Raw genomic sequence first — 12,494 nt, forward strand, 5'->3', positions numbered from 1 at the left:
AGCCAAAGCTCTCCCCTTCGCACTTGTGTAGATACCAATGCCCAGTGGGAGAGTGAAATGACTTAAGCCGAATCTTTCGTGTTCAACTGCTTAGATACCAATACATTCGGGAGACTGAACGGTCCGACGAAGACGATAGAGCCGGCACGGCAATCAATCGACGTGCACCCGGACGACGACGTCGCAACGTTCAAACTCGCTTCAGCAGGTCGATCGCATCACAATTGACATGCTCGGCCTATGCGGTGAGCATACTTTTCATCTGCGTTTTCGCTTGCTCGATCGCTTCGGGTAACTTCGACGGGTCTTTACCACCGGCCTGTGCCATATCCGGTCGACCACCGCCACCACCGCCGACCACTTTGGCCGCGGCACCGACCCACTGGCCAGCCTTGTGACCCTTTTCGACCAAACACTTCGATAGGCCACCGACAAGCAATACTTTCTCGCCTTGAACCGTCGCTAACAATACCGCGGATCCGCCGGGGGACTTTTTGCGAATCTGATCGATCCAACCACGCATTACATTTGGATTTGCACCGGGGACTTCGGCCACAACAACCATGCAACCTTCGACCTCTTCGCCTTGGGCGATCAGGTCGTCGGCCGTGATTTTTCCACCGGCTGTTGCTTGCTTCAGTTGCTCGATCAATTCGGCTCGCTCGGCCAACAACGCTTCGACCCGGCCGATCACGTCTTCTTGGGAAACGTTCAGCCGTCGCGAAACTTGACGAACGACGTCCCGAACACCGAAGTAGTTTTCGACCTTGTCTTTGGCACAGTCAGCACTGACGCTAAACGCCGCCGCATGTTCGGACGGTTTTCCTGCGGTAAGTTCCTTTCGCAATTGTCGAACTTCGTCAGACAATTCGGCGACCGCACCGCCAACTTTCGCGGCATCGGTTCCCAGCGTTTCGGCCAATTGATCAAGCAACTGCTGAGTCGTTTCGCGATGTTCCTTGGCCCGCTCACCAGTGAGCGCGACGATTCGCCGGGTGCCCGCAGAGACGCTCTCTTCGGCCATCAATTCGAACGACGCAACGTCACCGGTATTGGAAACGTGTGTGCCACCGCAAAGTTCTTTGCTGTAGTCACCAATGGTGACCATGCGAACCGGGTCGGGGTATTTTTCGCCGAACAGCATCATCGCACCAGCTTGACGCGCTTCGGCGAGTGGAACGTCTTTCCAACTGACGCCCGCTTTTTCGTCGATACGGGTAACGACGTCGCGTTCGATTTTCGAAAGGATTTCGTCGTCAATCGGCTTCTGATTCGTAAAGTCGAATCGCAAGCGATCTTCTTCGACCTTGCTACCTTGTTGCTGAGCATGCTCGCCGACGTTGGTGTGCAACGCGTGGTGCAAGATGTGCGTTGCCGAGTGGGCTCGGGCAAGAGCATCACGTCGTTGGACGTCCACCGTCGCGGTGCACTGCACGCCCTCTTTGATTTCACCGCGAACGAGTTTTCCGTGATGCACGATCAAGCCGCCGTGCTTCTTGGTATCGGTCACTTGGAATTCAAAGTCATCAGAGCCGATGGTTCCGGTATCTCCAATTTGCCCACCTGATTCGCCATAAAACGGCGAATGATCGAGCACCAAGCGAAGCTCTGCTTCACCCGGACGACTGAGTTTACTGAGCAACTGCCCGTCGTCTTCTTTGCCGTGGCCATCGCCGGTGATAATGCCTTTGACCACCGCCGATGCTTCGGTCGCGTCGTAACCTATAAAGGGGGTTTCGCGGAGTGCTTCTTTGAGTGTTTCCAGCGGCCCGGTTTGGAACAATTCGACCTGGCCGGCGCCGCTATCGATCGCATGCTGGTGCATCGCATGTTTATACCCGTCCCAGTCGAACGTGAAGTTTCGCTCGGCCGCGATTGTTTGCAGTAGTTCTGGAGGAACTCCGTAGGTCGTATTCAGCGACGCGGCTTCTTTACCGGGGACCATCACGGCGGCTTCGTCTTCCATTTCACCGAACAACTGTTCGATACGTTTCATACCCCCGTCGATGGTGCCGAAAAAAGCATTCTCTTCTGCTTCGATCACTTCGCTGACGCGTTCGATCGTTTCGGAAAGTTCTGGATACGCGGTCTTGCTCGCCTCGGCGACCGCCGGGACAAGCTTGTGCAGAAACGGCTCGCGCAGGTCCATTTGGTAACCGTCCAAAACGGCGCGGCGGATCAACCGCCGGACGACGTATTTGGCCTTGTCTCGTCCAGGATAAACGTTTTCATGGATCGCAAAGGTGCAAGCACGGGCGTGATCGGTAATCCGTCGGAGTCGTCGCCCGTTGTCGCTGTCGAGTTCGTACTTCACGCTCACCACATCGGCCGCGGCGTCGACGATCGGACGCAGCGTATCGATGTGAAAGTTAGTCGGCACGCCCTGCAAAACGCTCGCCGTTCGCTCTAACCCCATCCCGGTGTCGATGTTCTGGCTGGGTAGTGGTTTCAAGTTGTCCGGTGGATCACCGACGCGATTGAACTGCGTGAAGACGAGGTTCCAGATTTCGACTTCGCTACCGTCTTCGAGCAAGTAGTAGATTTCGCTGCAGGGTCCACAAACGCCGTCGGGCCCCTCGCTCGGGGCGGACGCCGGCCAAAAGTTTTCGTCTTCGTCCATCCGGGTGATTCGGCTTTCCGGCAATCCGATCGATTGGTTCCAAATCCCAAACGCTTCGTCGTCGTCTTTGTAAACCGTCACCGTCAGGCGACTCGGATCGATCCCCAACCACTTTTTGCTCGTAAGGAATTCCCAGGCCCACGCGATCGCTTCCTTTTTGAAATAATCGCCAAAGGAAAAGTTGCCGAGCATTTCGAAGAATGTGTGGTGAAACGCGGTGCGTCCCACGTTCTCGATGTCACCGGTCCGCAAGCACTTCTGACAGGTCGTTGCACGCGTAAAATCCAATTTGACCTTGCCCAGAAAATGGTCTTTAAACTGGTTCATTCCGGCCGGCGTGAACAATACCGAGGGGTCCCAAGTGGGGACCAAAACGTCACTTGGTTTGCGGACGCAGCCTTTGGATTCGAAGAAGTCCAGGTACTTTTCGCGTAATTCGTCTGTCTTCATGGATCGCGAACGGACGGAGGTGAGGGGTGGGAAAAACTAACGGGCCCACAAAGGTTGCCGATCATATCGGATCGAGCGGTTTTCTCGTAGGAGGCAACTTTGGCATTGAACCGGTCGGCACCAAGTCGTGGGTCGAATCACTACAAGGTCACAACTCGCCAGAAACGGAATACCGACGCCGTTTGGTCGTAGCGTTTTAGCCGGATTGGCAGTTTCAATTGAAAGTCACCCCGTGAAGCGGATGCTTGTGAGCGGACTGCGGTTGGCTCAGGCCCCACTGCTGGCGAAGATGTTGGCCGGAGTTCGATGCGTTTGTTGCGGCAAAGAAACTGGGCGTTCTAATAACGGTGGCGAACGCCATTCGACTGATGCGTGACTGGCGAGCCAACAACCGTGGCTAACGCCATTCGGCTGCTTTTGAAGATCAACTGTAGGCGCGGTGGTCGCGGCACAGATTTCCGATCGGCTCTAGATTTCTTCTGCGGGCGTCGGGATGTTGGCGACCCGCAGCAGGATGATCGTTTGCTCTTCGAGTTGGTTCACGTCTTTTCCGCCGAGCATCATTCTTCCCAAGCCGTGACGTGTGGCGGTTTCGGCGATCACAAACAAATCGCCTTCACCCCCGGCGAGTTCGAATGCCAGCTGATCGAGCACCCAAGCCTGACGACGGACGTCAATTCGAAAGGCCGCGCTCGCCTGCAAACCATCCATTTGCACGTCGCCGTAGGGGATCTCGGGACGCATCGACAAGCGGACTTTCGCTGGCGAACGCGCCGGCTGCGGAGTGATCGCGAATAAGAAGTGCGGATTTAGCAATGTCCGTCCGACCGGCTGCGGCTCGTCATCGACCAAGACCACGTGTTCGCCGACCATCGGAAGCCGCACGGGCAATTCGTGACGACGGCCCAGCCGCATTGGGATCGTTTGTTTGCCTTCGCTTTGGTGGCTGGCGACACCGGCGGAAGTTAGAAATGCGTCGAGTTCATCGCGTGCTTCCTGGCTTCGCAAGCCGTCCAGACGCGACTTTAGCCGTTCTGGCTGGGCTGCCTTCCCGACTCGCAAACCGTTCGCTTGCAACGCTTTGCGGGTTCCGGCGGGCAGGATCGTCTCGTCGACCCATTGCCACATCGACTGTAGTTGATCGGGTTCGTTGGGATTGAACCGAATTTTAACGAACTGAGCTTCGACTTCGATCGAGCGACGAATTTTTCGCAGCGGCGACGCCCCTCGTTTTGTTTGAGCTTCTTTTTTTTCCGGCTCTGACCAAGTCGCCAGCGACGCGCATCCGCCCAGGGCGACCGACAACACGGTCGCTGCCACGGCTAGAAACGGGAAAAAACGGTATCGGGGGCGTCTAATGTGTCTCACGCGTGCCGGGTTACAAATTTTGCCGGGTCGACGTCAAGGCGGTTCTCAAATCGACCTTTCCGTGAAACTCGCTTTTCACTAAAGTTCGGCCGTCCCGCATCGAAGTCACTCCAATCCCGCAACCGTTTGCACAAGTAAGTCAGACGCCGGAGTGATCCCAAACAATGCAGTAGATAGAGGCCAAGGAGGAGCCTGACCATGTTGTTGGATCGCATTGACATTGACACGCATGGCCCACTCAATCGCGTCGAACTAGGGCCTTTTTCAGAAGGCTTAAACGTCGTTTGCACCCCCGAAGGATCAGGCAAGACGGCACTCGTCCGATTCATCCGCGACTCGCTCGTCCGGCGTGAGTATCCGCTGGGAATGATGAGTTCTTCGGCCGGCCGCGTCGTCTGGGCAGATCGCAACGGAAAGATCCATTGCCGCCGAGAGCACGACGGAACCTCCACCGGTCGCCGGACGATTGAATTCGAAACCCGGGGCGAAACCGCCCATCGATTCGACTGGCTTCACGGCAGTTGGATCAATGGCATCGCCGATTCCAACGACGCGTCGCGGGCGCTCGAATCGATTCGAATTCCCGAAGCGATCGTCGACGGCGTCGTCACCGACACCGCGGTGACCAACGTTTCACGCGTCATCGCGGCGTGTCTTACCGCCGGACTGAACGATCCCGCTTTGTTCGCCCAACTGCCACGAAACGCATCCGCCGTCAGCGGACTTTCGCCTGCCGAAACCGGTGACGCCGAGGTCGCCCGACGGGCAATCCGGGATGAACTCGCACGCGTCGAAGCGGAACTTGCGACCTATCCCAATACGCCGACTCCGGATGCCAGCGCGGAGGCCCGTCGCGAACAATTGCGATCGCGTCTGAGCGAACTCTATCGCCATGTGCAACTCGATTCCCACGCCGGGTTGCCCCGTTACGACGATGCGTCGTATCAGGCTTCCGCCGAATGGAATACGCTTCAACAACGCATCTGGCAATTGCGTGTCCGTCACGGTGAACTGGTCCGTTGGCTCGATCACTTGCAAGCCGACCGAAACCGTATCCGATACTCTTCGCCGGTAACATCGTCTCCTTATGCCAGCACGCAAATGCCGACATCGGCGGGCGTTTCATTGTCGCCAAGCCGAATCGAAATCGAAGCTCGCCTGCGTGAACGATTAACCGAAGTCGATGGTCAAATCATTCGTTGGCGCCAGGTCTTATCAGAACTTCATAGCCTCCGTGATGTCGTCTTGGCCGATCATCAGCGTCACGCATTGCAACAGTTCGCCCGTCGTGCGGGGGCGTTGCCCCTGAGCGATGCGATGCTGCAACGAGAACGAATGCGATACCTCGCGTCGTCGCTGGATTACTTTGCCGGACACCCTTCGGTTACACCGTCACAGCTTCACAGTTGGTCCGAGATCGCACCGTCGCTAGCGAACGCTTGGCCTGATGAAATCGACCTACGCTTAGAAGGCTTGATCCGCAGAATCGAATCACTCGATCAATACTACGGACGCCATGGCCGAGCGGCTTGGTCGTGGTATGGCGACTGGACCGGGCATGCGTCTTTGCCGCTGAACTGGTCACGTCATCAAGACGCCGGACTCCATGGCCATCTGCGAGCACTCCGGGAAGAACTTGCCGCGGCGCGGCGTCATGGGTTTGGGTTTACGAACCTGCGAACCGAATTGAACGAGTTGGCACTCGCCGATCATCGCCATCGCGAATGGATGGACCTTCAAGCGACGGAAAAATGGATCGTGGGGACGATCGAACGCTTGATGGTGCACCGTGCGAATTTGGTCCGAGACCACCATCAATCCGATCTCGTTCGCTATCCGTCTTGGTTGGATCAGCGATACCACCAACAATCCTGGTCGCCGTGGTACACCGAACACCTGCAACGCGAGATCGCCGACCGAACCGTTGAACTACAACGCACCGCCAATGAACTCGACCGCTGTGTGTCGCGGGCGACAGACCTAAGGCACTCATTGCGTTCGCTTGACATGGCGACCACGCATCCATCAGGCTCGTCGGTCGCCGTCGAAGCTGAGATTCGGGTGATTCGTGAAGAGCTTGATGCGATCGAACGAAGCAAACCGGTGAACGAGCCGGCCCGAATGACTTGGCTGCGTCGTCGCAAAGAAGAGTTATTAGAAAAACTCGGTGCGCCCCAAGTGAATTATCGCAGCGCAATTCCGTTGGCTGACGAAGCGAGCGCATGGCTGGTGCGACTTTCCGGCGGCCGACTCCGCCGCGTCGACTGGAACCCGGCGGAATTCACTACCGGCGCCAACAACACCGGGCATGCCCATTTGGATGGACGCGATGAGGCGACGTGCCCGGCGATCGATCGAGCGTTGGCCGCGTTGGCGGTCCGATTGGCCGCCGGCGATCTGCTAGCCCGAACCGGCCGCGCGATCCCGCTGGTCATCGAAGCCCATCGAGAACTGCTACAAACGCCATCGACAGTGGCCTATGGGACGAACGTCGCACCGGCAAGCGATCTACAAGGTGTGTCGTCAAACGGCTTCGCTCGCGGCGAAGGCGATCCAGGTGAACTGAACTTTGCCGTGATCGCCGCACTGAATGACTACGCCAAGAACGGTCGTCAGTTAATCGTGCTCACCAGTGATGTGATGTTCGCCGATCAAGTCAGCCGTCGCGGCGGGCGATTCTTTCAAATCCATGGCGAACGGGTCGCTCACGAGCACCGCCCGGTTTGGCGCCCCCACTATTCCTCGGAAACCTATGTCGGACCGCACGCGGCTGCTCAGGCCGGGAGTTTTCTGCAGGGAGAATCGATCGATCCACTGCAACAAAGCGATGTGATGATCGACCAGTACTATGACGAGTACTTTTATGGCAATCCGATCGGACGATCGTTCGCCGACGTGAACCGCAACCTCGATGCGATCTGGCAAGAGGCTTACGGAATCGCAGGCTACCCTTCGTCCCCAAACTCAAGCGATGCCGCAGCCGGTTACGGGGTGAACCGATCGAGTCAAGCTCCTTCATACGGCCCCGGTCAAACCGATCGCCTTAGCCAACACAGTGGCACTGGCCACTACAACGTCTACCCGTCCTCCGGTCCGCTTCGAACGCCAGTCACTCATCCTGCCGATGCCCCCCGCCGGGACACTCCGGGCGATTATCCGGGGACCGATTCGGGCGTCGCCTTCGGCTCACATGTCGGCGGCCCCAGCCATTGGAACGACGGCTATTACTACAGTGACTCGTACACGACGGCACCGACGCCCCGACCTAACCCGCATCATGCCGGTCAAGACCAGCGTCGCGGCGGGCAATCGCCGGCGAGTTCCCAGGGTTCCGAACGCCCCTCGGCGTCTCCTTTTTTTTTAACGATCGATAGCCCGATCGATCAGGCGCCATCCGTTGACGCCGTCGCCGCGTCACGGCTGCGAACGCTGAACGTCACGCATATCACTCACCTGATGAATCAGGATCCCAACCGACTTTCCGACGCACTGGGACTGGCAAGCGTGACCGCCGCAACGATCCGCCGCTGGCAGTCAGAATGCCGGTTGGTGTGCAATGTGCCACAACTACGTGGATTCGATGCCCGCGTCCTCGTGGGCTGCGGGATCACCGATCCCGGCCACTTGGCCGCAACCGACCCAAATGACTTGCTCGATCGCGTCGAAGCTTTCTTGGCAACCGAACGTGGACAACGCATTTTGCTAAGCGGGACGAGCTATGAACTGTCACGCATCACAAGTTGGATCGCCGCCGCGGGAATTCAGCCCCTAGCTGACCCAACGTTGTCCGATCGACGTAACGGTCGAAGTGACCGACAAACTGTCGATGGCCGAGTCATTCGCCAAGGCCGACGCAGTCCTTCGATCGGTCAACGCCTGGACCTTAACCTTGATCAAGACCGCTACGAATACGAATTCACCGATGACCATGGGCGTGTCGTTCGCTCAAGCTCCGGACGATCGCGGTCGAGTCAAAGTCGATCGACCCGTTTAAATGGCCGCCAATCGCGTAGCAATGACCGCGTCGCCGGCCTGCGTCAGTCGCAACAGCGGGAGTCCGCACCGTCTCAATCCGAAGGGCATCGCCGATCGAGTACTTCGACGTCGGGCCTTCGCAGCCGACGCAATGGGTCGAGCAGTCATTCGGTCAACGGTGGTGGTCGATCTTCACGCGAGCGCTCCTCGCGTGAATCCGGAACGCGGTCATCGTCACGTCGATTGCGATCACGACGATCCGATTCGTCCTCGTCGCATCGCGTCCGTCAGGAACGCGACTACGACCGCAAAGTCGCCTCACAACAAAACGACCAAGACGAACTGAAGTTCTACCTCCAACGCAGCAGTCCCATCGTCGACGCACCTTCGATCGGCTCGCGAATGGCGGAACGCCTCGAAGCCATCGGAATCTACACCGTCGACGATCTGATCCAAGCCGATCCGGAGACCGTCGCCGACTCGCTCGATCATCGCCGAATCGATGCCGATGTCATCCAGATCTGGCAATATCAAGCGATCCTGGTCTGTCGCATCCCCATGCTTCGCGGCCATGACGCACAGCTATTGGTAGCCGCCGATGTGACCACCCCGGAAGCGGTCGCCGATCAAGACCCCGATGCGTTATTCGAGTTGATCAATCCGATCGCAAAAAGCAACGAAGGCAAACGGATTTTGCGGGGAGGCAACCTGCCAGACCTCGAAGAGATCCGTGAATGGATCGGCAACGCCAAACTGAATCGCGAACTTGCCGCCGCGTTATAAATCGCACGACGGTTAACGAACGTGTCTGAACAATCAGCCGATCGGCGTTAGCCGCGGTTTCGGGTCTTCTCGAAAACAAATGGATCAGACGTTTTCGAAATCTTCGAAATCATCGAGTTCGATGTCTTCGTTTTCTTCTTCGTCTTTACCGGTGCTCAGACCGAACTCGTCACTGATTTCGTCGTCGATTTCGATTTCGTAGTCGTCGTTTAGCTCTTCTTCGAAATCGTCATCGAAGTCATCGTCGAAATCGTCTTCGTCGATGTCGTCAAAATCATCGAGGTCGTCGTCGTCATCGAGCCCGTCGTTGAATTCGTCGTCGACTTCCTCCCCCCCCATGTCGTCGAAGTCATCGCCGTCGTCGTCCATATCGTCGTCGTCATCATCATCGTCATCGTCGTCGTCCATGTCGGCGGCGACGGTGGGATTCGCGACCACGCCACCGGTTCTCCATCGTGGGGTGTCGCCAACACTTGGAATGACGGCAGCGTTCGAGGCCAAGCTTTTGGACACGGAATCGACTAGGGCAACACTCATCAAAAAACCGGAATGGATTGATATTCGGGGAGGGAAAGCGGGTAATGTAATCGGCTGGCCAGCGGAAGGAACCGGTTGGCGAATCGAAAAACCGCTGTTTGGACGGCAGGCGGCACCGTGGCAGCCGCCGCAATGGGTCGACTCAAACGAACGCAGGCGACGACTAAATTGCAGGCAATTTGATTGCAGACAATGACCGGCAGCGACAGTTTGCGGCGGCAACGAGTGGATTAGCACACGTCGCAATGCCGATAAATCCGGTATCGGTGTGGACTGGGAATCGATTTACCTTCACTCAAGACCGGGAAAGCCCCGAAATTGGGAAGGTTCACCGGCATTTGACTTGCCAAATCATAGATCACCCTGGTCCGACGGACGCACATTTTGATACCTAAGCCAGTTCCGGCAAGTGACCCTGCGGAATTTTCGTCTTGTAACACGTTTTTGGCGTCCCAGTGGGAAGCCAGCTCGCCTGACAAGCCGTTTCGGATGCGAACCATTCCCCTCGTATCGAAACCCCGCGTGCAGATGGTCCGTTCCGGAGCGTTTTTGGTGCCTCAAACGAAGGACACGTCATGGATCGACGCCCCCGCCGCCTCTCTCGGCAACCCTTAATTGCCAGACTGTCTGCCATGCAGATCGGTCAAAGCATCGCTTTCGTCTTGGTTTTGACAGCAATCGGTGGATGTGCGGGACGGCAATACGGGCATCTGCTTGCCAATGACGACAAGGATTTAGTCGGCAGCCACGCCGCCGGGGCAGCGACCTGGAACCCGCTGGTGGAACAGTCCGTCGCGCAGTTGTTGTCACGATGCCCGCCTGATGTCCGCCCGGTCGCATTCGAAGCTTCCGATGACATGAACCTAGATCCGCAAGCGATTAACGCCGCGTTGACGCCTGGACCGGCAACGATTTGTTTTGTCGGAATCGAAAACAAAAGTGCCGAAGAGTTGGGCGATTTCAAGGACCAGCTCTACGAACAAATCGACAGCCAAATCAATTCAGGCTCGTATCGTGCCATCAGTCGACGCGTGGTCGAAACGGCGCTGCGTGAATGCCGTTTGCGTCCCGATTCGCTGTTTCTACCAGCCAATCGCGACGCCTTCACCGCGACGCTCGGCCGTAGCGGGACGCCGGTCGATTACTTGCTGTTCGCGACGATCACCAGCGGCACGACCGACCGCAATAAGACCAGCCAACGGGATTACCTGCTGACCTTGGAAATGGTCAACGTTCATAGCGGCGACTTTTTGAAGGAGTCGGCGAAGATCCGCAAAGGCTACTCGAAGACCCGAGCTGGCAAATGGTGGAACTACGGCCCCTTCGACCAAGGTGACGGTTGAGTTCGTTAAAACGATCGATGTCGTTTCCGTTTCGACAATCACCGCAAGGTCTCCGTCGGCCGATCTGGCCACGGAGATTCACCCCACTGCCGCTCTTGGCCGCGATCGTTTTCTTCGCGGGATGCCGAGCGTCGGGGCCGCAATTGATTGATGCTCGCACCGCATTTCGCCAAGGCGACTTGCAAACCGCCGCTGAGACCCTCGAACAACTCTCCCAACAGCGTGGGAAGTTGAGAACGGTCAGCGAACTCGACTTGGCGATGGTCAAGCTCGCCCAGGGTCGGTCCGACGAAGCCGAATCGGACTTGCGTCTGTTACGTGATCGATTCGATACATCGACGCGTGTTGGCTTGGATGACGCCGCATCGCTGGCGGTCGACGATACCAAACGCGAGTTTCAACTGGCTGGTTACGAACAGGTCTTACTTCGATCGATGCTGGCGATCACCGCACTTGCTTCGGACAGTGGTGACGCCGGCGCCTATTGTTTGCAGGCGCAAAGCTTGGCGAACGAGTTGACTGCCGAGGCAAAGTCGGACTCAGAGGCGAAGACCTTTTCGATCGCCCTAGCGCCGTACCTTCACGGGACGCTCCGTGAAGCGACGCACCAAAACTACGATGACGCGTTGCGTTCGTTTCGATTGGTCAGTGCGATCGAACCCTCGTTCTTGCCAGCTGCCGAGGACATCGCGCGGGTAGGCGACGGTGTTCACAGTCGATCCGGGCACGGTGTGGTTTACGTGATCGCATTTGTCGGCGCGGGACCTCAATTGATCGAAACGGTCGCACCGACCACAACCCAGTCGCTGCAGATCGCGTCGACGCTGGTACGTCACGTCAGTTTGAACGAAAACGGCGATGATGAGTCAGACAACGACACGATCGTGTTGCCAACGATTGCAGAGGTGAAAGTGCCTCAGGTCTATGTGCCGCCGACGCAGATCTCGGCAGTCGGGGTCTCGATCGGACAAGGGCCGTTCCTCGGTGCGACACAGCCGCTCACCGACGTGGCTCGGCTGGCAAGCGAACGATTGGACGCCGAGATGCCGTGGATCATTGGCCGAGCCGTCGCCCGCCGGGCGTTGAAAGAAGCGAGTGTTTCGGCGGCCTCGAACATGATCGGGCTTAACGGTAATGCCGCATCTATTTTTCAGTTTGCCGCCGCGAATGCGTGGGCCGCGACCGAAAATGCCGACACACGATGTTGGTCGATGTTACCACGAGAATTCCAAGTCTTGCGTGCCGAATTGCCAGTCGGCAAGCACGCCATCGGCCTTTCGCCTCTTGGCCCCACCGGGCAAGCTTTTTCCGCATCGCACCAATCGAGCGTGGAGATTGTTGACGGACGAAACACCTACCTGTTCGTCTTTGCGCCCGAGTCCATTGTTTCCGTGGTGACCCCGGCGAGATAAGATAGC

Annotated in this window: 6 protein-coding genes; 3 read left to right on the top strand and 3 right to left on the bottom strand. The window is 57.5% G+C overall.

Annotation, left to right across the window (positions count from 1 at the left end):
- Window positions 1-238 precede the first annotated feature (238 nt).
- Both alaS and FYC48_RS06455 read right to left on the bottom strand, forming a co-directional pair.
- Window positions 239-3,070, bottom strand: coding sequence for an alanine--tRNA ligase (gene alaS, locus FYC48_RS06450; RefSeq protein ID WP_149495889.1), 2,832 nt, complete (start codon window positions 3,068-3,070; stop codon window positions 239-241).
- A 468-nt stretch (window positions 3,071-3,538) separates the two neighbouring features.
- Window positions 3,539-4,390 (bottom strand): hypothetical protein, encoded by an 852-nt coding sequence (locus tag FYC48_RS06455; protein ID WP_149495890.1) that lies wholly within the window; start codon window positions 4,388-4,390, stop codon window positions 3,539-3,541.
- Window positions 4,391-4,636: 246 nt separating this feature from the next.
- On the opposite strand from FYC48_RS06455, the gene FYC48_RS06460 reads away from it, so the two are divergent.
- Complete coding sequence (locus FYC48_RS06460; RefSeq protein ID WP_149495891.1) at window positions 4,637-9,196, top strand: DUF4332 domain-containing protein; 4,560 nt, start codon at window positions 4,637-4,639, stop codon at window positions 9,194-9,196.
- Between the two features lie 84 nt (window positions 9,197-9,280).
- Here the strand turns inward: FYC48_RS06460 and FYC48_RS06465 are convergent, their stop codons facing one another.
- Window positions 9,281-9,733 carry a hypothetical protein gene (locus FYC48_RS06465; protein ID WP_149495892.1) on the bottom strand — a complete coding sequence of 151 codons (453 nt, stop codon included), beginning with the start codon at window positions 9,731-9,733 and terminating at the stop codon, window positions 9,281-9,283.
- A 575-nt stretch (window positions 9,734-10,308) separates the two neighbouring features.
- On the opposite strand from FYC48_RS06465, the gene FYC48_RS06470 reads away from it, so the two are divergent.
- Together FYC48_RS06470 and FYC48_RS06475 are read left to right on the top strand one after the other, a co-directional pair.
- A complete protein-coding gene (locus FYC48_RS06470; protein WP_149495893.1) occupies window positions 10,309-11,076 on the top strand; it encodes a penicillin-binding protein activator LpoB in 768 nt (255 codons plus the stop codon).
- 17 nt (window positions 11,077-11,093) lie between these two features.
- Complete coding sequence (locus FYC48_RS06475) at window positions 11,094-12,488, top strand: hypothetical protein (RefSeq protein ID WP_235034119.1); 1,395 nt, start codon at window positions 11,094-11,096, stop codon at window positions 12,486-12,488.
- Window positions 12,489-12,494: the final 6 nt, after the last annotated feature.

It is taken from the genome of Roseiconus lacunae (assembly GCF_008312935.1).
Lineage (GTDB): Bacteria > Planctomycetota > Planctomycetia > Pirellulales > Pirellulaceae > Stieleria > Stieleria lacunae.